Below are 20,462 nucleotides of genomic sequence, written 5' to 3'. Positions count from 1 at the left end.
GCGGGCGTCGTATAATGGTAATACCCTAGCTTCCCAAGCTAGAGCCGTGGGTTCGATTCCCATCGCCCGCTCCAGGAATCCGGCCGGCCAGACATCTGAGTCTGGCTTTTTTATTGCCCGCACCCGGCAATTGCGGGAAGAAAACTCGACCACCACTCCCCGAAAATAAAAAAGCCTGCACATGTGCAGGCTTTCGAGTGCTCCGGGAGCCGGGCTCCCTGCTCTCAGAGTCCGGCGGCAGCGCGCAGGGCGGCGGCCTTGTCGGTCGCTTCCCAGGTGAACTCCGGCTCGGAACGGCCAAAGTGACCATAAGCGGCAGTCTTGGCATAGATCGGACGAAGCAGGTCCAGCATCTGCACGATGCCCTTCGGGCGCAGATCGAAGTGCTCTGCCACCAGTGCGGAGATCTTCTCATCGGCGATCACGCCGGTACCATTGGTGAAGACCGTCACGTTCATCGGCTTGGCTACACCGATGGCATACGCAACCTGAACCTGGCATTCGCGCGCAAGGCCCGCCGCCACGACGTTTTTGGCCACATAGCGGGCAGCATAAGCTGCCGAGCGGTCAACCTTGGACGGATCCTTGCCAGAGAAGGCGCCGCCGCCGTGCGGGCAAGCACCGCCATAGGTGTCGACGATGATCTTGCGGCCAGTCAGACCGCAGTCGCCCTGCGGGCCGCCGATGACAAAACGGCCGGTCGGGTTCACGAAGTAGTTCGGGTTCTTCAGCAACGAGGCCGGAATCACAGCCTTGATGATGTCTTCGATGACCGCTTCGCGAATGGTTTCCTGTGATACGTCCGGTGCGTGCTGCGTGGACAGCACCACGGTGTCGATCTCGACCGGCTTGCCGTCCACATAGCGGAAGGTGACCTGACTCTTGGCATCCGGGCGCAGCCAGGGCAAGCGACCGTCCTTGCGCAGCTCAGCCTGACGCTGCATCAGGCGGTGCGCGTAGTAGATCGGCGCAGGCATCAGTTCCGGCGTCTCGTCGCAGGCATAGCCGAACATCAGGCCCTGGTCGCCCGCGCCCTGGTTCAGGTAGTCGTCATTGGCGTGATCGACGCCCTGGGCGATATCGTTGGACTGCTTGTCGTAGCAGACCATGACTGCGCAACCCTTGTAGTCGATGCCGTACTCGGTATTGTCGTAGCCGATACGGCGGATCGTGTCGCGAGCGACCTGAATGTAGTCGACATGGGCATTGGTGGTGATTTCACCCGCCAGCACCACCAGACCTGTGTTGCACAGGGTCTCGGCGGCCACACGGGAGCGGGGATCCTGGGCGAAAATCGCGTCCAGGATGGCGTCGGACACCTGATCAGCGACCTTGTCCGGATGGCCTTCCGAGACCGACTCGGAAGTAAACAGATAATCATTGGCCATTTGGCTCTCCACAAAACAAAACCCCGGATGATCGTCGGCGCGGCCGACTCCGGGGTTTCGAGTGGTCGACGCTTTAGCAGAATTTGTCAGCGAGGCTCACGCCTTGCACCCGCCCTGCAAGTTGTCTTTAACTCAGCGGTCTGGGGATTATAGGTGGCCGACCTTATAATGCAAGGGTCTATCGCCCGCCTGCCCGCCACGTGCTACAGAACCACCTCCTGCCCTTCCTGTTCCGCCTGCTGGGGCGCTGCTCGCTGCCCACCCTGCACCGCTTCGGTGGCTGGGGCGGACTGCTGGCCTGCCGGCTCTCGGGCAGCATGCGCAGGCGTATAGCGGCCAACCTCGCGCTGTGTCTCGGCCGCCCGCCTACCCCCGCAGAGGTCCGCTCGAATGCCCGCGAAACCGGCCGTATGATGCTGGAGCTGCCCTTTGTGTGGCAGCGCCCGCTCGAAGAAGTCATGCAGCACGTATTTGAAGTGGAGGGCATGGAGCATGTGGAGGCCATGCGGGCTGAAGGCAGTGCGATGATCGCCCTGACCCCGCACATGGGCTGCTTCGAGATAGCCTCGCTGTATCTTGGTCGATCAATGCCGCTGACCATCCTCTACCGCCCGCCCAAGCAGACCAGCGTGGAACCCATCCTGCGCGCCGGACGCGAGCGCGGCCAGCTCTCGCTTGCCACTGCAGATCTGGCTGGCGTACGCCAGATCATCAAGGGCCTGCGTCAGGGCATTTCCACTGGCCTGCTGCCGGACCAGGCTCCAGGCAAAGGGGAAGGAGTATGGCTGCCCTTCTTCGGCAAGCCCGCCTATACGATGACATTGGCGGCACGCCTGTCCGAGGTGAAGAACACCCGGGTACTGCTGTTCTGGGGCGAGCGTGTGATCGGGCACGGCTGGCGCCTCCATATTCTGGCGCCACAAAGCCCGATCGAGGGCACGCTGGAAGAGCGTGCTGCCGCCATCAATCGCGAGATCGAAGCCTTGATCCGCCGTTGCCCCGCCCAGTATCTGTGGGCCTATAACCGTTACAAGGTGCCCGCCGGCGCCACGCCGCCACCTTCGACTCCCCAATGATCGTCCTGACCCGCTTATTCCTCGCTTTCCTGTGGTGTTTCCACTGGCTGCCCCTGCCTGTACAAGCTGTGCTGGGCTGGTGCATCGGCCAGCTGCTGTATCTGCTGGTTGTGCCGCGCCGCCGCGTGCTCCACACCAATCTGCGCCTGTGCTTTCCGGAATTTTCCGCCTGCCAGTGCCGCCGCCTCGCCCGCCGTGTGTGCGTCGCAGTGGCCCGCTCAATGCTGGAGCGCGGCGTGCTGTGGTGGGCCTCTGAAACGCGCATCCGCAAGCTGGTTGAACTGCAGGGCGTGGACAAGATCAAGCGCCTGCATGCCGAAGGCCGCGCGGTGGTGATGCTGGTGCCGCACTTCGTCGGGCTCGACATGGCTGGCAGCCGCATGGCGATGGAAATGGATTGTGTGAGCATGTACTCGGCGCAGAACGACAAACTGGTCGAAAAGATGCTGCTGCACGGCCGCACCCGCTTCGGCCAGCAGGAGCTGCTGTCACGCCAGGACGGCATCCGCGGCGCTGTGAAGGCCATGAAGCGCGGCCGCCCCTTCTACTACCTGCCGGATCTGGACTTCGGCCCGAAAGAATCGATCTTCGTGCCCTTCTTCGGCATCCAGACCGCCACCGTGCCGGGCCTGCCGCGCATCGCCAAGCTCGCCCACGCGGCCGTCGTACCGCTGGTAGTGCGCATGAAGCCTTGGGGGCAGGGTTACGTAGGCGAATTCCAGGATCCGTGGAGCGATTTCCCGACCGAAGATGTCGAAGCGGACACGACGCGCATGAATGCCTGGATCGAGGCCGAGGTGCGCAAGATGCCCGAGCAGTATTACTGGGTGCACAAGCGCTTCAAGACCCGGCCAGAAGGCGAAGCCCGGTTTTACTGAACTCCGCAACGCAGGACAATCCGCCCATGAAACTCCTTTTCACCAAGATGCAGGGCCTCGGCAACGACTTCGTGGTAATTGACGCGATCAACCAGCCCGTCGAGATGACGCCAGCCCTCGCCCAGAAACTCGGCGACCGCCGCTTCGGCGTGGGCTGTGATCAGCTCCTGATCGTCGAGCGCGCCCAGCAGCCGGGCGTGGACTTCCGTTACCGGATCTTCAATGGTGACGGCTCCGAGGTCGAGCAGTGCGGCAACGGGGCACGCTGCTTCGTGCGCTTCGTGGTGGACAAGCAGCTCACGCACAAGACCGCGATCCGCGTCGAAACCAAATCCGGCATCATCGAGCCGCGGCTGGCGGACGACGGCCTCGTCACGGTCGACATGGGTGTGCCGATCTTCGAGCCGGCGCGCATTCCGTTCAGCTCTGAGTCCGACGCGGTCGTGCAGCCGCTCGAGGTGAATGGTGAGAGGCTGGCCATCACCGCCGTTTCGATGGGCAATCCGCACGCCGTCCAAGTCGTCGGTAACGTCGACAGCGCGCCGGTGGAAACGCTCGGCCCGGCCATCGAACATCACCCGCGCTTCCCGGCTCGCGTCAATGCCGGCTTCATGCAGGTGGTGGACGAACACTCGATCCGCCTGCGCGTGTTCGAGCGCGGCGCAGGCGAAACGCTGGCCTGCGGTACCGGCGCCTGTGCTGCGGTGGTTGCCGGCATCCAGCGCCAGTTGCTGGCCTCGCCAGTACGCGTGGCGACCTGCGGTGGCGAACTGTCGATCGCCTGGGGCGGCCCCGGCAGCCCGGTGCTAATGACGGGGCCGGCCGTCAGCGTCTTCGAAGGCTCGATCGAAATCTGAACACCCTTGACCGGAACCCGACCATGAATGCCAACGACATCATTGCGTTCTTCAAGCAGCACCCGGAATTTTTCGACGAGCACCCGGAGATTCTCAACCAGCTGACCGTGCCACACCCGGTCAACGGCCAGGCCATCTCGCTGACCGAGCGCCAGTTGCTGACCCTGCGCGAGAAGCTCGCCCAGGTGCAGGGCAAGCTCGCAGAGCTGGTGAGCTTCGGCGAAGAGAATGATGTGATCGCCGAGAAAGTGCATCGCCTGACCCTTTCCCTGCTGCAGGCCGAGAGCTTCGAGGCGGTGAACTTCGCGGTCTATAACCACCTTCAGGAAGATTTCGCTGTCCCCCACGTAGCCCTGCGCATCTGGAACAGCATCCTCAAGCGCCCGGTGCCGGAATTCATCGAGGTTTCGGAAGAGCTGCGCTTCTACGCAGCCGACCTGCGCCAGCCCTATTGTGGCGCGGCTCAGAATCAGGAAATCCTAGCCTGGTTTGGCGAAGCAGCTCCTTTGCTGCGCTCGGTGTCCCTGATCCCGCTGCGCCGGGACGCACAGATCTTCGGCATGCTGGCGCTGGGTTCGGAAGATCCGCAACGCTTCTTCCCCGAAATGGGCACCATGTACGTCGAACGCATCGGCGATCTGGTCGGCGCAGCCGTGCTCAAGCAGATCGGCTGATGCCATGAGCGAGCAGGCCTCAGCCATCTTGCCGGCCGAGGCCATTGCCTGGCTGGATTATCTGGCTCAGCAAAGGCGTGTCAGCCCGCACACCCTCACCAACTACCGCCGCGAACTCGGCAAGCTGCATGCCTTTGCAGCGCCCCGCACATTCGCCGAGCTGAAACCGGCGGACATCCGCCGCTTCGCCGCCAAGCTGCATGCTGGCGGACTGGAGGCCCGCTCGATTGCCCGCGCCCTCTCCTGCTGGCGTGGCCTGTTCCGCTGGTTGCTGGCCCGCGAACAGGTCAGCAGCAATCCGGTGCTGGGCATCCGCCCACCTCGTGCCGGCAAGCTGTTGCCCAAAGCGCTGTCGGTCGATGCCGCCTCCGCCCTGCTCGATGCGCTGCCAGAGGACGCTCTAGAGATCCGCGACCTGGCCATGTTCGAGCTGCTTTACTCCTCCGGCCTGCGTCTGGCCGAACTCGCCGCACTCGACGTCGATGGTCTGTACAGCATCGCGGATGGCGAAGTCACCGTACTCGGCAAGCGCAACAAGACGCGCCGCGTCCCCGTCGGCACCCAGGCGCTGAACGCGCTCGAGAACTGGCTGGCAGTACGCACGGCGCTCGCAGCAAATGGCGAAAGCGCGCTCTTCCTCAGCCAGCGCGGCACCCGCCTTTCGCATGGCGCCATCCAGGCCCGACTGGCGCGTTGGGCGCGCGAAAAGGGCGCACCGCAGCATGTTCATCCGCACATGCTGCGTCACAGCTTTGCCTCCCATGTGCTGCAGTCCTCAGGCGATCTGCGTGCGGTGCAGGAATTGCTGGGCCACGCCAGCATCCGAAGCACACAGGTGTACACCCATCTGGATTTCCAGCATCTGGCAAAGATCTACGATGCAGCCCATCCGCGGGCAAAGAAGAAGGACTGACTTGCAAAGTGCCCGGCGCTTTCGTCGTCGCGGCCAAAGAACGCTGACACTCCGTTCGTACGGGGTCGCACGATCAATTACGGAGCCTGCTGCAAGCAGCCCCCGGCTGATCAGCCCTCGTTACCCAGCCCCGCGCTGCCCATCACGCACATCCAGGTCATCTGCAGCACACGCGCATCGGCACTCGCCCGGTGGCGCCGCACCTGCAGGCTGCGCTCCACGTCATTGCGCACTTCGCGCCATTGCTCGGCTTCGATCTGCGGCGTGATCCGCGAGAGCTGCTCCAGGTGGTAGGCCGGCGGTACGCCAGCCGCCTCGTGAAGCGCGGCCAGCCACACATAATCATGCCCCCAGGCATCGGTATAGACGGTAAGCCCCCGGAGCAAAGTATTCAGACGAATCGCCACTGACAGCGGTGGCAAGCCGTGTTCGCGCAAATCTTCACGACTGATACCGTGGATAGCCTCCGCGGAGAGATCCCAGTGCTGCCACTCGGCAATGGGCTGGATCAGAGCGCAATAGGTACGGCCATCCGGCAACACGCAGCCGACCTCGATGGGGTAACTCCCCCGGCCAAAGCCGGAAGCTTCCACATCAATGATCGGCGGCGGCTGGAGCATCGCGGGATTTCCTTGCAGCAAGCGGGTTTCGCATGATGACATGGGCCGGAACACTACCCCCATCGGCGTTTTCCGCTAGCATTCGCACCCTTCCAGACAGGTTTCCGCAGGAGTTCACCATGGCCGAACTGATTCTCGCCCCCGGCAAAGAGCGCTCCGTAATGCGCCGCCACCCGTGGATCTTCGCCGGCTCGGTAGCCAAGCTCGCTGGCCGCTCCAAGCCCGGCGATACCGTCGAGGTGTTCAATGACCGCGGTCAGCTGATGGGCCGCGCGGCCTTCTCTCCCAACTCGCAGATCCGTGCCCGGATGTGGACTTTCGATGCGGATGAATCCATTGATCACGGCTTCTTCAAGCGCCGTGTGGCGGCCAGCGTGGCGCGTCGCGCGGTTCATCCCCAGTTGGCGGGGCTGGATGGCGTGCGCCTGATCCATGGCGAGTCCGATGGCCTGCCCGGCGTGATTGCCGACCGCTTCGGCAAAGTCGTGGTATTGCAGATCACCAGCGCCGGCGGCGAGAAGTGGCGCGAGGCGATCATCGCGGGCCTGGTGCAGGCTACCGGCTGCGTCTGCGTGTATGAACGCTCGGACTCCGACGTGCGCAAGCTCGAAGGCCTGGAGCCACGCAGCGGCGTGGTGTACGGCGAGTTGCCGGCCGGGCCGCTGACCATTCGTGAGAACGGCGTCACCATGGAAGTGGACGTGGTGAGCGGCCACAAGACCGGCTTCTATCTGGACCAGCGCGACAACCGCCTGCTCACCGGGCAGCTCGCCAAGGGGCGCAGCGTGCTGAACTGCTTCTGCTACACCGCGGGCTTCTCCCTGCAGGCGCTGGCGGGCGGGGCGGCGAGCACCCTATCGATCGACTCATCCGGTCCGGCGCTCGAATCTGCGCGCCGTAATCTGGCCATGAATTCGCAGCTCGATGCAGCCCGCGCCGAATGGTGGGAAGCCGACGTGTTCGAAGCCTTACGCAAGCTGCGCACGGATGGCCGCAAGTTCGACCTGATCGTGCTCGATCCGCCCAAGTTCGCGCCTTCGGCCGCGCACGCCCAGCGCGCCGCGCGCGCCTACAAGGACATCAACATCCTCGGCTTCCGCCTGCTCAACCCGGGCGGCATCCTGATGACTTATTCATGCTCGGGCGGCATCGGCCAGGAGCTGTTCCAGCAGATCGTCGCTGGCGCAGCGGTGGATGCCGGCGTGGATGGCCGCATCATCCATCGCCTGTCGGCCGGCGCCGATCACCCGATTGGTCTGGCCGTGCCGGAAGGTGAATATCTCAAGGGACTGGCCTGCCAGATTGACTGAGTGCTGCTGGGCTTCAGCTGCGCGGCTTTAGCCGCAGAGCCCTGGCTCGCGCCGGCCCTACACAAGCACGTCCGGCAACGCTGCCAGCGCCGCCTCGACCTCTTCGACCGTGACCTCTCCCACCTCCCGCGAGGCCGGTTGGAGTAGCTGGTAGGGAACGCCCCAAGGATGCCAGCGCGCAGCGTCCGACTTGCCGAACAAGCACACGATCGGCTTGCCCAGCGCGGCAGCGAGGTGCATGTGGCCGCCATCCGAACACAGCACGCGCGAACAGGCAGCGAGGCCAGCGATCAGCTCACTGAGTTCATGGGTCGGCATCGGCGTGAGCGGCAGGCCCGCGCAGGCCCCGATGATCTGCTGTGCCTTGGCGTCGTCGCCCGGATGGAGCGGATTGTCGCTGGCGCCCGGCGCCCAGAACAGCGCAAAGCGCAAGGCCGGGTCAGCCGCATGCAGGCGCCGGATCAGCTCGGCAAAGCACTCGGCCGGCCAGCGTTGAGAGGACTTGCGCGCGCTGATGTGCAGACCCAGCACCGGTCCTGCGCCCAGCTTCGCCTGTGCTGCGGCCAGCAGTTCGGCACGCGGCGCAATGCGCGCGGCAGGCAGATCAGTCACGGGGAGATCGAGGGCACGCAGCAGGTTAGCGGCACGCGGCACTTCATGCAGCGCGGCCGGATCGCTTGTCACATCGTCCTGCGCGATCACGCGTTTCGCGCCGACCAGCCGGGCCATGCGGCGGGCGCTGGCCTGACTGCCACTGGCCGGCAGCAGCACCAGATCCAGCTTCATCTGCCGCAGTTGCCACAGCTGGCGCAGCCTCGCCCACATTGCACCGAGCGCACTCTCGCCAGCCGCCAGATGCTTGGCCTTGGTGTAGCTGAACACCGCATCCAGATCCGGGCAGCCCTGCAGCACCTCGGCGTTGTACCGGGTCACCAGGGCCCCGATCCAGGCGTGTGGATACTGCTCGCGCAGGCGCCGGATCAGGGGCAGGGTGCACACAAGGTCGCCGATGTTGTCACGGCGGATGACCAGGATCTTCACGCTGCGGCCTTCACGCGCAAGGGCGCACCGGAGAGCAGCAGACCAAGGCAGACCATGCCGAGCATGCCGTGTTCATGATGCAGGGTGGTATTGAAGAGTCCGCCGATGAACACCACGGACCAACCCGCCACCCCTGCCCCCCAGCACAGACGCGCATCGAGCGGCGCCCCGGCTCCCGGTTTGCGGCACAGCAACGCAGCCGACCAGCCGATGGTCAGCGCCAGCAGGGCACTGATGCCGAGCAGGCCACGTTCGCCGAGCGTGTTGGTAAACAGGCCGTGGGCATGACTGGAGAAGTAGTAATCGTCGCGCACGAAAGTCTCGCCGCGCGCCTCCACCCACCCCTGCACCGCCTCTGGCGAAACCGCGCTGAAATTGGCGGCGCCGACACCCGTCAGCGGGTACTGGCGGATCATTTCGGTGGCGGTGTGAAAGGTCTCCACGCGATAGGATGAAAGCTTGCCGCTGCGCATCCCATCAAGCGTTTTCTGGATCACGGTCTGGTTGTTCTTGCCGCCCATGAGTTGCTGGGTAGCCCAATGTGCGCCAAGCGCGAGGCTGATGGCTGCCAGCGCCACCACACCAAGGGTACGCAGGCGCACGGCAGACAGCACCGGCGCCAGGACCACCACCGCGAACAGATAGGCAATCAGCGCGCCCCGGCTGGCGAAGGCGATCATCATGCCGAACATCAGCAGCGCCACCGCGAGGCCGAGCAGACGCTGGCCGCGCTCCAGCGTCTTCCAGCCCGCGGCGATCCAGGCCGCCGCCAGCGCAGCGGCGCCCGCGCCGTACAAGGCGGAGTGATTCACATGGCCCACCGAATTGAGCTGCAGCCAGATCCGCTTCGGCTCGATGGCCATCACCCAAGCACCGTGCAAGGCACCAAGCAGGGTCGCCCCGACCAGACACAGCAGCAGCCACTTGAGTTGCTGCGAATCGAGCCGGCTGCGCGCGATCATCCAGCCCAGCGAAACGTAACCGATGATGTCGCCCACTTCCTTCCACTGCGGCGCGTAGGCAGTATTCAGAATGCTCGCCACCGGCGCCACGATAAGGGCCGCGAAGACCCAGTCCCACCCCCGCGCGAGTTGGCCGAAATTGCGCTGGCGGATACTGCCTACAAACCACAGCACCAGAAACAGGAACCAGAACACGTTCTTCGGCGCCTCCACCAGCGGCAGGGCCACTGCAAAGAGGGCCAGCACGACGAACTCTGGCCTAGACAGCGTACGAACAGCAGGAGCGGAAGCTTGCATGAGACGCGACGGAGTTTTTGCGATGCGCAATGATAGCCTATGGGCCAGATTTCCCATTCCGCTGACCGGACTTTACAATCCCCGGCCTTGCGGGCGCTTCAGTCCGCTGCCTGAGGACTATTTCCCATGCCAGACGCACCCGTGCGCCATGTCCTGCTCGCCATCGATTCCCTCACCGGTCGCGGAGCCGAGAAGGTGGTGGTGAATCTCGCTGAAGCACTGGTCAACATGGGTCACAAGGCCAGCATCGTGATCTTCGAGGACGTGGTTGAGTTCAAGCTCGATCCGCGCGTTGCGCTCTACCGGCTGGAGCCGCAGCTGCGCGGAAAGTGGCGCTTTCTCAGCGGCCTCACCGATCTCGAAAACCGCCGCCGCTTCAAGGCTCTGCTAGCCCGGATCGAAGCGAAAGACGGGCGGGTCGACCTGATCCTCTCGGCCCTGCCGCGCATCGACCGCATCCTCACCGGCCTGCGCGATGCGCGCATCCATCATGTGATCCACAACGCCCTGTCGCTGCAGAATGGCATTCGCCATGCTGGCTGGCGCAAGCGCTTCTCGCGCACCCGTCACCTCAAGCGCGATTACGACCGGCGCCAGATCATCGGTGTATCCGCCGGGGTGATCGAGGATCTGATCGAACACTGCCGGGTACGCCCGCGCGCCACCCGCACGATCTACAACCCCTTCAACTTCGACGAGATCCGCACCCTCGCGGCCCAGCCTGCCGAGTTGCCGGCGACGGACTACATCCTTCACGTCGGCGCCTTCACGCTTAAACAGAAGCGCCAGGATCTGCTCCTCGAAGCCTTCGCCCAAGCCGACCTGCCCTGCAAGCTGGTGCTGCTCGGCAAGGGTAAGGATGAAGCGAAGATCCGCGCCCTGATCGAGCGCTTCGGGCTGCAGGACAAGGTCATCCTCGGCGGCTTTCTCGCCAACCCTTACCCGGTGATCAGGCAGGCACGCATGCTGGTGCTGTCGTCTAATTACGAAGGCTTTGGCAATGTGCTGGTCGAAGCCCTTGCGCTGGGGGTGCCGACCATCGCCACGGACTGCCCCTCGGGCCCGGCCGAGATCCTGTCGCAGAGTTTCCCTGAAGGCCTGGTGCCGAGTGGCGACGCGGCAGCCCTCGCCGAGCGCATGCGCCAGTTCCACGACAGCCCGCCCACCGTGCGTGCCGACGCAACCGAGCGCTTCTCAGCCCCTCACATTACCCGCGAATACCTGACCCTGATCCGCTCATGAAAATCCTCATCCTCAAGCGCGACAAACTCGGCGACATGCTGCTCACCACGCCGATGTTCGCCCTGTTGCGCCAGCACTTCCCCGGCGCGCGGATTGACGTGCTGGCCAACACCTACAACGCCTGGGTCATCGACGGGAACACCGACGTGAGCCGCGTGTGGTCCTACCAGCGCGTCAAGGAAGGCGGGCGCATTCACTGGCGAGCAGCCTTTGCCCAGCTGCGCCAGACCCTCGCCCTGCGCGCCGAGGAGTACGACTGGATCATCGTCGCCAACGGTGATGCCTCACACCGCGCGATCAAGCGCGCGGCCTGGCTCGGCGGCTGCAATCTGGTGTCCTACACCGACGCCAAGAACAGCCATCGCAAGGTTAACCATCCGCTCGAAATCCCGCGCCAGATCCACGAAGCCCGGCGCATGGCCAACCTGCTCACACCGCTAGGCATCAGTCTGCCGGAGGTATTGCCGCCCCTGCGCTTCCAGCTGCCGGCCGAAGCCCAGACCTTCGCCAACCAGTGGCTGGCCGAGCAAGGCCTCACGCCGGGCAGCTACATCACCCTGGGCCTTGGTGCACGCCGCGCCAAGAAACAGCCCACCACCGAGCAGATCATTCGCTGGACGCGCCACTTCCATGAAGCCTGGGGCCTCAAGACAGTCTTCATGTGGACCCCGGGCAAGAGCGACAACCCGATGTATCCCGGCGATGACGAAACCGCCCAGCCGGTGCTGGACGCCAAGCTGCCCTGGCTCGTACCCTTCCGCGGCCCGCTCAAGCCCGCGCTGGGCCTGATCTTCAACGGCCGCACCAGCCTCTTTCCAGACAGCGGCCTGATGCACTTCGCCGCAGCCAGCCCCGGTGGCGTGCTCGGCTTTTTTGCCGAAACCGACGTTTCACCGGCGCCTGCGCAGTGGGGGCCAGTCGGCCCGCGCGCGCGCTGGCTGGAAGCCCCAAAAGCAGTCTCGCAACTCGAAGACGCCTCCGTTTTCGCCGAGCTTGAAAGCCTGCTGAAATGAAAAAACCCGGCCACTGGCCGGGTTTTCGCTCATTCATGCAAAAAGATGCTCAGCGCGTCTTTGGACTCAGGCTGCCACGGTTGTAATCCTTGTCGCCCGGCATGATCGTGCGGCCGACGCCGAACAAGCCGCCCTGTGCTTCAACCGGGCGGGTCTTGTTCTCCGGGTACTCCTCCGCGACTTTCCGGGCCGCCTCGGCCTTCTTTGCGTCGACGAATTCCCAGCGGCCATTTGGGTGCAGCAACACCTTTTCGCCACTCGCCGTCTGCGCCTCCAGTGGCGCGCGCTCCGCCTCCTGCGCCTGAACCGCGCAGGGAAGGAGGCAACTCAGGGCAATGAGCAGGCTGCGCATCAGGCCAGCTTGCTCGCCACCCAAGCCTGCACACCGGCCAATGCGGCCGGCAGTGCGGCAGCGTCAGTACCACCGGCCTGTGCCATGTCCGGACGCCCACCGCCCTTGCCGCCCACTTGCTGGGCGACGAAGTTCACCAGATCCCCGGCCTTCACCTTGGCGGTGAGGTCGGCGGTCACGCCAGCAATCAGGCTGACCTTGCCCTCATTCACGGCGGCCATCACCACCGCCGCCGAGCCGAGCTTGTCGCGCAGCTTGTCGACCGCTTCACGCAAGGCAGGCACGTCAGCGCCATCAAGCAGTGCCGCCAGCACCTTGATGCCATTCACGTCAACAGCCTGCTCGAGCAGGGCGTCACCCTGACTGCTGGCGAGCTTGCCCTTGAGCGCGGCAATTTCCTTCTCGAGGCTGCGTACATGCTCCAGGGTCTGCGCCAGCTTGGCCGGCACTTCACTGATCGGGGCCTTCAGCACGCTGGCTACTTCGCCCAGCGCTGCATCGCGGGCCAGCACGTAGTTGGTGGCGTTCTCGCCGCTCACAGCTTCCACGCGCCGAACACCTGCCGCCACGCCACCTTCCATGACGATCTTGAAGAAGCCGATATCGCCAGTACGGGCGACGTGGGTGCCACCGCACAGCTCGCGCGAGGAGCCGATATCGAGCACGCGCACCGAGTCACCATACTTTTCACCGAAAAGCATCATGGCGCCGGTCTTCTGCGCATCCTCAATGCCCATCACACGGGCCTGGGTCTCGGCATTGGTGAGCACTTCGCGGTTCACGATCTGCTCGACCTTGCGGATCTCTTCATCGGTCAGCGGCGCATTGTGGGCGAAGTCGAAGCGGGTCTTTTCCGCGTCGACCTGCGAGCCCTTCTGCTGCACATGATTGCCCAGCACTTCACGCAACGCCTTGTGCATCAGGTGGGTCGCGGAGTGGTTGCGGGTCACAGCGGAGCGGCGATTGCCATTGACGCGCGCGTCAATGGTGTCACCCACGCGAATCTCGCCTTCGATGACGCGGCCATGGTGACCAAACACGTCGGCCTGGATCTTGAAGGTGTCATCAACATTGAACCCCGCCTGGCCGTTCATGAGCCAGCCTGCGTCTCCACACTGGCCGCCGGACTCGGCGTAGAACGGGGTGGCTTCGAGCACGACAACAGCATCATCACCGGCACGGATCACTTCCACCGGGCTGCCGTCCACATACAGTGCGGCCACCTTGGCGTCTTCGACCCAGATCTTCTCGTAGCCCTTGAAGTCAGTCGGCACGCCGCTGTATTCGAGGCCCTGAGCCATCTTGAACTTGCCCGCTGCGCGCGCCTGCTCGCGCTGGCGATTCATGGCGGCATTGAAGCCGGCTTCATCGACCGCCAGGCCGCGCTCGCGCAGCACGTCGGCGGTGAGGTCCAGCGGGAAGCCATAGGTATCATGCAGCTTGAAGGCCAGCTCGCCATCGAGCACCTTGCCGCCCGCCTGAGCCAGAGTGACCAGCGCGGCCTCAAGAATTTCCATGCCGTTGGCAATGGTCAGGAAGAAGCGCTCCTCTTCCTGCTTGAGCACTTCGGTCACCCGGCGCTGCTTGGCGACCAGCTCCGGATAGGCCTTGCCCATTTCGGCGGTCAGCGCGTCGACCAACTTGTAGAAGAAGGGGGTGCGCGCACCGAGCTTGTAACCGTGACGGATGGCGCGACGAGCGATGCGGCGCAGCACGTAGCCGCGGCCTTCGTTCGACGGCACCACGCCATCGGCGATGGTGAAGGAACAGGCGCGGATGTGATCGGCAATGGCCTTGAGCGAAGGCGAATCCTTGTCCACATCCTGCCCGCCGGCCGCTTCGACTTCACGCTTGGCGGCCGCCATCAGGTTCACGAAGAGATCGATGTCGTAGTTGGTCGCCACGTTCTGCAGCACGCGCGCGAGGCGCTCGAGGCCCATGCCGGTATCCACGCTGGGCTTGGGCAAGGGATCCATCACGTAGTTGCCGTTCTCGTCGATGCGACGATTGAACTGCATGAACACGTTGTTCCACACCTCAGTGTAGCGATCGCCATCTTCGTCGGGGCTGCCCGGAGGGCCGCCGGCAATGCTCGGACCGAAGTCGTAGAAGATCTCGCTGCAGGGGCCGCAAGGGCCGGTGTCGCCCATCATCCAGAAGTTGTCGGAGGCATAGCGCGCGCCCTTGTTGTCGCCGATGCGCACCACGCGCTCAGCGGGCAAGCCGATTTCCTTGGTCCAGATCTCGTAGGCTTCGTCATCTTCCGCATACACGGTGGCCCACAGCTTGTCGGCGGGCAGCTTAAAGACTTCGGTCAGCAACTCCCAGGCGTACTTGATGGCGTCCTGCTTGAAGTAATCGCCGAAGCTGAAGTTGCCCAGCATTTCGAAGAAGGTGTGGTGACGCGCGGTGTAGCCCACGTTCTCCAGATCGTTGTGCTTGCCGCCGGCGCGGATGCACTTCTGCGCAGTGGCTGCGCGCGAATACGGGCGCTTGTCGAAGCCGAGGAAAACATCCTTGAACTGGTTCATCCCGGCGTTGGTGAACAGCAGGGTCGGATCGTCGCCAGGCACCACCGGGCTGGAGGCCACGATCTGGTGACCCTTGGATTCGAAGTAGTTCAGGAAGGTGGAGCGGATGTCTGCGGCTTTCATGGGCGGGGCCGTATCGAAAAAGCGTTGGGAATCAAGGGGCGTGATTCTACCCCGGATGCTCGCAACGGCGCGAGCCGCCGCCCCGTCAGCGGCGGATGCAGAAGGGCTTGACGCATCGCATCGCAACGAGAATAATTCTCAATAACAAGCTTTAACTTCTTGCGCCAGCCTGCGCTGAAAGTCGCCAACCATGAACGCCCCCGCCCTCGTTCGCCCTTTGTTCTCGGAACGCAGTCTGAGTCTGGCTGTCGTGATCGGCTTTCATCTGCTGGCCGGCTTTCTGCTGCTGCGCCTGGCTCAGCCGGTGATCCAGCAGATGCTCGGCAGCAGCGTGCAGATCGAGCTGATCGCCCCGCCGGCGCCTGAATTGAAGGCACCCGAGCCGCCCAAGCCTCTGCCACCCAAGCCACAACAGCGTGTTGAACCCGTCAAGCGCACGATTGCTCCGCCCTTGCTGCAGACGCAGGCGCCCATCACGGCCAATACGCCGGTCATCGAAGCCGCGCCCACGCCAAAGGAAGCCACGCCGGCCGTCACCGATGCTGGCGCGCCGCAGGCTGCGCCGGGGCCGGTCAGCGCCCCCAGCCCGGAGCCGGTGCAGGCGCCGCGCTTCGATGCAGCCTATCTGCAGAACCCCGCACCAGCCTATCCCTCGGCCTCCCGCAACCTCGGCGAACAGGGCCGTGTACTACTGCGGGTGCAGGTCGGCGAAGACGGCCGCCCCTTGCAAGTGCTGCTCGACACTAGCTCCGGCTATCCACGCCTGGATCGTGCTGCGCGCGAAGCCGTCTCCAACTGGCGCTTCACGCCTGGCTCACGCGGCGGCAAGCCGGTCGTCGACTGGGTGCGCGTACCCGTGCTGTTTGAACTGAATCGCTGACAATTTTCCCTCCTCCCCGCTTCCGAGAACAACATCATGCAAACCCAAACCACCCTGGGCTTCGCCCACTTCCTGGCCCAGGCTGACGGCCTTGGCAAGACCCTGTTCGTAATCCTGCTGACGATGTCGGTGGTGTCTTGGTATTTCATCATCACCAAGGCCATTTCAAAGTGGCGTCAGCGTCGTGAATCCGGCCGTTTCGTGGATCTGTTCTGGAACGCCAGCTCGCTGGAAGAAGTGCGCAACGAAATCACCACCCACGGCGCCACCGAACCCTTCTCGCATCTCACCAGCCACGCGCTGTTTGCCCGCGAACATCATCAGCGCACCGGCGGTGGCAAGCTCGGCGAAGCCGGCTCCCTGGCTGAATTCCTCACCCGCAGCATGCGCAAGGTGATCGACGAGGAAACCGCCAAGCTCGAAAATGGCCTCACGGTACTCGCCACGGTGGGCTCCACCGCCCCCTTCGTGGGCCTGCTGGGCACGGTGTGGGGCGTATATGGCGCACTCGTGTCGATCGGCATGAGCGGCGCCGGCACGCTGGACAAAGTAGCCGGTCCGGTCGGCGAAGCCCTGATCATGACCGGCCTCGGCCTCGCCGTGGCGATCCCAGCTGTAGTGGCCTACAACAGCTTCACGCGCCACAACCGCCTGACCCTGACCAGCCTTGACGCCTTCGCCCACGACCTCTTCGCCTACCTCACCACGGGCGCGCACAACCAGAACGGCAAATTCACCAACATCAAGCAAGGAGCCGCGTGATGGCCTTCGGTGGATTCAACAAGGAAGCCAACTCGGCTCCGATGGCCGAGATCAACATGGTGCCGCTGATCGACGTGATGCTGGTGCTGCTGGTGATCTTCATCCTCACCGCTCCGCTGCTGACCCACGCCGTGAAGGTGGAGCTGCCGCGCACCTCCAGCGAAGAAAACAAGATCCAGGCCGAGCGCATCGAAATCGCGCTGACGCCCGAATCCGAAATCTTCTGGAACGGTGAGAAGCTCGATCAGCCGACACTGGAAGCCCGCATGAGTGCTGCCGGCGCTGCGGTGACCGATGCCGCCAGCGCACCGGAGATCCATCTGCGTGCCGACAAGACCACGCCTTACGACGCAGTCGCCAAGGTGATGGCCGCCGCAGCGCGCGCGCATCTGTCCAAGATCGCCTTCGTCAGTCAGCCGGAGTAAGTCCGGGCAGCATGCACACACAGCGGCTCCACGGAGCCGCTTTTTTTACCTGTGCAGCGGTGACATCCCGTCGGCATGACTGCGCGGCCTGTGCTTGAATGCGGCTTTGTGCCGAGGAGAGAGCCCGATGTACAGATATGTCCTGTTGGCCCATATCCTCGGCGCCTGCGTGTGGACCGGCGGCCACCTGATGCTGGCCATCGCGGTGCTACCAGAAGTGATGCGCACACGCTCAGTGGAACGCCTGCGCCAGTTTGAGGGCGCTTTCGAGCGTGTCGGCCTGCCCGCCCTGCTGATCCAGCTTGCCAGCGGCCTGTGGCTTGCCTACACCTTCCTGCCCGAACCGCAGCAATGGCTGAACACTGATCTGCCGCTGAGCCGCGCGATTCTCACCAAGCTGACACTGCTGGGCTGCACCGTGCTGGTGGCCGCCAATGCGCGCCTGCGCATCATCCCGCGTCTTACGCCGGAAAAGCTGCCGCTGATGGCCGCTCACATCCTCACCGTCACCACCCTCTCGGTACTCTTCGTGCTCAGTGGTGTGGCGATCCGCACCGGCTGGTTGTTCTACTGAAAACATACTCGGCAGAAAACCCGCAGATTTAAGTTTCCGCTAAGTCTTGCTCCTTAGACTGGGCTCCATCGACTGGCACACAGCCAATCGTTCTTCCCCCAAAAAACAAGGAGTTCATCATGCAAATCAAATCCCCCCTGCTGATCACCACCCTCGGCCTCTCCCTGCTGGCCCTCGCCGGTCAGGCGTCGGCAGCCAGCGTCAGCACCGAACAGCTGAAGTCCATCAGCGCCGGCCAGAGCCGCGCCGAAGTGCTCAAGAACCTGGGCAAGCCGGACGCCACCCCGCGCTGGGCTGATGGCACCCAATCCCTGGTCTACCCGGTGCGCAATGGTGACTCGCCGAGCACCCGCGCCTATGTCACCGTCGGCGCCGGTGACAAGGTTCTCAGCGTGCAGCTGGATGACGACGGCGGCACCAACTGATCCTGCCCAGCCACCACAGCCCGTGCCCGCGCACGGGCTGTAGCCGTTCACGGCGGGCATGACTGCACCGATAATGAAGCTTGCCCCGCTGGAGAAACCGATGCGCCTGCTGCTGGTAGAAGATGACCTGATGATCGGCGAGTCCGTTCTCGATCTGCTGCGCGACGACGGCTATGCCGTCGACTGGGTGCGTAGCGCAGGCATGGCCGACAGCGCGCTGGCCAGCGGCACTTACGATCTGATCCTGCTCGACCTGGGCCTGCCGGACCGCGATGGACTGGAGCTGCTGCGCGCGCTGCGCGCACGCAAGGAGCGGGTGCCGGTGCTGGTCGTCACCGCAAGAGATGCCGTGCCGGCCCGCGTGCTGGGCCTGGATGCCGGGGCCGATGATTACATCGTCAAACCCTATGACCTGGACGAGCTGCTGGCGCGCATCCGCGCCCTGCTCCGGCGCAGTGCCGGGCGCGCCGAGCCGGTCTACGAATACCAGAACGTGTGCATCAACCCGGCCACCCGCGAAGTCACGGTCGATGGTCAGCCGGTCCTGCTCTCGGCACGCGAATGGGCCGTGCTGGAGCCGCTGCTGGCGCGCCCTGGCATGATCCTGTCGCGAGCCCGGCTGGAGGAAAAACTCTTCAGCTGGAAGGATGATGTGAACAGCAATGCCGTCGAGGTCTACATCCACGGTCTGCGCAAGAAACTCGGCGCCCAGCTGATCCAGAATGTACGCGGCGTCGGCTACCTGATCCCCAAAGAACAAGGCTCTGCGCAATGACCGCAATCCGCTCCATCCGCACGCGCCTGCTCCTCATCGTGGCGCTGGTGATCGGCCTTGCCACCCTGGCACAAGCCATCGTCGCCTATCGCGTGGCCCTGAACGAAGTCGACACCATTTCGGACTTCTACATGTTCGAGATGGCCCGCGCCGTGCATCGCAGCATGCCGGACACCACCCAGATCGTGCCGATGCCGCCGAGCAAATCCCTGCCGGCCAACGAGAGCAACTGCTTCACGCTGAAGGTCCGGCGCACCGAAAACGCGGAGCACGAGCCGAGCACGCGACCCGAAGTCCTGCGTCACTTCTCGCAACGCCAGGACGGCCCGCAGACTCTCAGAGTGCTGGAAGTGGACGTGCCGGGAGCCCACATCGAGGTCTCCCACGATCTCGCCGTACGCGCCCAGACGGCCCGAGCCCTGGCCTTGCGCACCATCCTGCCGATCATCATCAGCGCCCCGCTGCTGCTGCTGCTGATCGCCTGGGGCACCACCCATACCCTCGCCCCCTTGCGGCGGGCGCGCCGGGAAATTGCTGCACGCGAAGCCAATGACCTGCAACCGCTGAGTACCGCCTGCGTACCGGAGGAAGCACTGCCCTTTGTCAACGAGATCAATGTGCTGTTCACCCGCATCAACGCCGAATTCCGCGCCCGTAACGAGTTCGTGGCCGACGTTGCACATGAGCTGCGCTCACCGCTGGCGGCCCTGAAACTGCAGGTCCAGGGCCTGCTGCGCGCCCAGTCGCCCGAAGCCAAGGCCATGGCGCAGGAACGTGTGCTGGCCGGCATCACCCGCGCCACCCGGCTGGTCGAGCAACTCCTCGTGCTGGCACGGGAAGACGCCGCTCGGCCCGGCCACAACATCACCACCCTGCCCCAGGTTGCGCGGCTCGCCCTCTCCGACGTACTGACCCAGGCCCAGGCGCGCCAGATCGATCTGGGCGCCGAATTGCAGGAGCAATTGCCGGAAGTGGTCTTCACCGTGCGCGGCGATGCCGAAGCCCTGCGTACCTTGCTGCGTAATCTGCTCGACAACGCCATCAAGTACAGCCCGCGCGGCGGTATCGTGACCCTGAAGCTCGCCCGCGAAGCCACGCACATCGCCCTGAGCGTGGAAGACAATGGCCCCGGCATCGCCCCGGAAGAGCGCAGCGTGCTGTTCGAGCGTTTCCGCCGTGGCCACAGCGGGCAGGATGCGGGCGGCAGCGGCCTCGGCCTCGCCATCGTGCGTACCATTGCCACCCGCCAGGAGATCGATATCCGCCTGGACCGCTCGGAAACACTCGGCGGCCTCGCCGTGCACCTGACTTTCAAACCCGCGGACGCGGACGCCTGATTCGCGC

The 20,462-nt window shown here is 64.3% G+C and carries 21 protein-coding genes and 1 tRNA gene; 16 read left to right on the top strand and 6 right to left on the bottom strand.

What is annotated here, in order from left to right; genetic code table 11:
• Nucleotides 1-74 (top strand) — tRNA-Gly (locus HJ583_RS01435).
• 150 nt (nucleotides 75-224) lie between these two features.
• Here HJ583_RS01435 and metK read toward each other — a convergent pair.
• The gene (gene metK, locus HJ583_RS01430) at nucleotides 225-1,388 is read right to left on the bottom strand and encodes a methionine adenosyltransferase (protein ID WP_101941941.1); all 1,164 of its coding nucleotides are present in this window, start codon (nucleotides 1,386-1,388) and stop codon (nucleotides 225-227) included.
• A gap of 200 nt (nucleotides 1,389-1,588) precedes the next feature.
• On the opposite strand from metK, the gene HJ583_RS01425 reads away from it, so the two are divergent.
• From HJ583_RS01425 to xerC, 5 genes are read left to right on the top strand one after another with little or no spacing between them, the layout of a single operon-like run.
• On the top strand, nucleotides 1,589-2,464 hold the full coding sequence (locus tag HJ583_RS01425) for a lysophospholipid acyltransferase family protein (protein WP_170019872.1): 876 nt from the start codon (nucleotides 1,589-1,591) through the stop codon (nucleotides 2,462-2,464).
• A 5-nt stretch (nucleotides 2,465-2,469) separates the two neighbouring features.
• Nucleotides 2,470-3,342 carry a lysophospholipid acyltransferase family protein gene (locus HJ583_RS01420; protein WP_235943727.1) on the top strand — a complete coding sequence of 291 codons (873 nt, stop codon included), beginning with the start codon at nucleotides 2,470-2,472 and terminating at the stop codon, nucleotides 3,340-3,342.
• A 26-nt stretch (nucleotides 3,343-3,368) separates the two neighbouring features.
• Entirely contained in the window at nucleotides 3,369-4,199 is an 831-nt protein-coding gene (gene dapF, locus HJ583_RS01415) for a diaminopimelate epimerase (RefSeq protein WP_170019868.1), read from the top strand.
• A gap of 23 nt (nucleotides 4,200-4,222) precedes the next feature.
• Complete coding sequence (locus tag HJ583_RS01410; protein ID WP_170019866.1) at nucleotides 4,223-4,873, top strand: DUF484 family protein; 651 nt, start codon at nucleotides 4,223-4,225, stop codon at nucleotides 4,871-4,873.
• A gap of 4 nt (nucleotides 4,874-4,877) precedes the next feature.
• On the top strand, nucleotides 4,878-5,786 hold the full coding sequence (gene xerC, locus HJ583_RS01405; RefSeq protein ID WP_170019864.1) for a tyrosine recombinase XerC: 909 nt from the start codon (nucleotides 4,878-4,880) through the stop codon (nucleotides 5,784-5,786).
• A 110-nt stretch (nucleotides 5,787-5,896) separates the two neighbouring features.
• Here xerC and HJ583_RS01400 read toward each other — a convergent pair whose 3' ends face one another.
• A complete protein-coding gene (locus HJ583_RS01400) occupies nucleotides 5,897-6,406 on the bottom strand; it encodes a 3'-5' exonuclease (protein ID WP_170019862.1) in 510 nt (169 codons plus the stop codon).
• Nucleotides 6,407-6,525: 119 nt separating this feature from the next.
• Here HJ583_RS01400 and HJ583_RS01395 point away from each other — a divergent pair, with 119 nt between their 5' ends.
• The gene (locus HJ583_RS01395; protein ID WP_170019860.1) at nucleotides 6,526-7,716 is read left to right on the top strand and encodes a class I SAM-dependent rRNA methyltransferase; all 1,191 of its coding nucleotides are present in this window, start codon (nucleotides 6,526-6,528) and stop codon (nucleotides 7,714-7,716) included.
• A gap of 57 nt (nucleotides 7,717-7,773) precedes the next feature.
• Here the strand turns inward: HJ583_RS01395 and HJ583_RS01390 are convergent, their stop codons facing one another.
• Together HJ583_RS01390 and HJ583_RS01385 are read right to left on the bottom strand one after the other, a co-directional pair.
• The gene (locus tag HJ583_RS01390) at nucleotides 7,774-8,757 is read right to left on the bottom strand and encodes a glycosyltransferase family 9 protein (protein ID WP_170019858.1); all 984 of its coding nucleotides are present in this window, start codon (nucleotides 8,755-8,757) and stop codon (nucleotides 7,774-7,776) included.
• Entirely contained in the window at nucleotides 8,754-9,965 is a 1,212-nt protein-coding gene (locus tag HJ583_RS01385) for an O-antigen ligase family protein (protein WP_170019856.1), read from the bottom strand. The genes HJ583_RS01390 and HJ583_RS01385 overlap by 4 nt, the downstream gene beginning before the upstream one ends.
• A 177-nt stretch (nucleotides 9,966-10,142) precedes the next feature.
• Here HJ583_RS01385 and HJ583_RS01380 point away from each other — a divergent pair, with 177 nt between their 5' ends.
• Together HJ583_RS01380 and HJ583_RS01375 are read left to right on the top strand one after the other, a co-directional pair.
• Complete coding sequence (locus HJ583_RS01380) at nucleotides 10,143-11,258, top strand: glycosyltransferase (protein ID WP_170019854.1); 1,116 nt, start codon at nucleotides 10,143-10,145, stop codon at nucleotides 11,256-11,258.
• The gene (locus HJ583_RS01375) at nucleotides 11,255-12,271 is read left to right on the top strand and encodes a glycosyltransferase family 9 protein (protein WP_170019852.1); all 1,017 of its coding nucleotides are present in this window, start codon (nucleotides 11,255-11,257) and stop codon (nucleotides 12,269-12,271) included. The genes HJ583_RS01380 and HJ583_RS01375 overlap by 4 nt, the downstream gene beginning before the upstream one ends.
• 49 nt (nucleotides 12,272-12,320) lie before the next feature.
• On the opposite strand, the gene HJ583_RS01370 is transcribed toward HJ583_RS01375, so the two are convergent.
• Complete coding sequence (locus tag HJ583_RS01370; RefSeq protein WP_170019850.1) at nucleotides 12,321-12,623, bottom strand: hypothetical protein; 303 nt, start codon at nucleotides 12,621-12,623, stop codon at nucleotides 12,321-12,323.
• Entirely contained in the window at nucleotides 12,623-15,277 is a 2,655-nt protein-coding gene (gene alaS, locus HJ583_RS01365; RefSeq protein WP_170019849.1) for an alanine--tRNA ligase, read from the bottom strand. Before alaS ends, HJ583_RS01370 begins: the two co-directional genes overlap by 1 nt.
• Before the next feature lie 190 nt (nucleotides 15,278-15,467).
• Here alaS and HJ583_RS01360 point away from each other — a divergent pair, with 190 nt between their 5' ends.
• The 7 genes from HJ583_RS01360 to HJ583_RS01330 all read left to right on the top strand — a co-directional run bounded on the left by HJ583_RS01360 (nucleotide 15,468) and on the right by HJ583_RS01330 (nucleotide 20,455).
• Nucleotides 15,468-16,157: an energy transducer TonB gene (locus tag HJ583_RS01360; RefSeq protein ID WP_170019848.1), complete on the top strand. Its 690-nt coding sequence runs from the start codon at nucleotides 15,468-15,470 to the stop codon at nucleotides 16,155-16,157.
• A 36-nt stretch (nucleotides 16,158-16,193) separates the two neighbouring features.
• Nucleotides 16,194-16,919: a MotA/TolQ/ExbB proton channel family protein gene (locus HJ583_RS01355; RefSeq protein ID WP_101941956.1), complete on the top strand. Its 726-nt coding sequence runs from the start codon at nucleotides 16,194-16,196 to the stop codon at nucleotides 16,917-16,919.
• On the top strand, nucleotides 16,919-17,344 hold the full coding sequence (locus HJ583_RS01350) for an ExbD/TolR family protein (protein ID WP_101941957.1): 426 nt from the start codon (nucleotides 16,919-16,921) through the stop codon (nucleotides 17,342-17,344). The genes HJ583_RS01355 and HJ583_RS01350 overlap by 1 nt, the downstream gene beginning before the upstream one ends.
• Before the next feature lie 127 nt (nucleotides 17,345-17,471).
• Nucleotides 17,472-17,918 carry a CopD family protein gene (locus tag HJ583_RS01345; RefSeq protein ID WP_170019847.1) on the top strand — a complete coding sequence of 149 codons (447 nt, stop codon included), beginning with the start codon at nucleotides 17,472-17,474 and terminating at the stop codon, nucleotides 17,916-17,918.
• Between the two features lie 119 nt (nucleotides 17,919-18,037).
• Nucleotides 18,038-18,343: a hypothetical protein gene (locus HJ583_RS01340; protein ID WP_170019846.1), complete on the top strand. Its 306-nt coding sequence runs from the start codon at nucleotides 18,038-18,040 to the stop codon at nucleotides 18,341-18,343.
• Between the two features lie 100 nt (nucleotides 18,344-18,443).
• Nucleotides 18,444-19,118 (top strand): response regulator, encoded by a 675-nt coding sequence (locus tag HJ583_RS01335; protein ID WP_170021287.1) that lies wholly within the window; start codon nucleotides 18,444-18,446, stop codon nucleotides 19,116-19,118.
• Nucleotides 19,115-20,455: an ATP-binding protein gene (locus HJ583_RS01330; protein ID WP_170019845.1), complete on the top strand. Its 1,341-nt coding sequence runs from the start codon at nucleotides 19,115-19,117 to the stop codon at nucleotides 20,453-20,455. The genes HJ583_RS01335 and HJ583_RS01330 overlap by 4 nt, the downstream gene beginning before the upstream one ends.
• Nucleotides 20,456-20,462 lie beyond the last annotated feature (7 nt).

The sequence above is a fragment of the Uliginosibacterium aquaticum genome, from assembly GCF_012972705.2.
Lineage (GTDB): Bacteria > Pseudomonadota > Gammaproteobacteria > Burkholderiales > Rhodocyclaceae > Uliginosibacterium > Uliginosibacterium aquaticum.
This window is presented reverse-complemented; position numbering and strand designations above follow the sequence as displayed.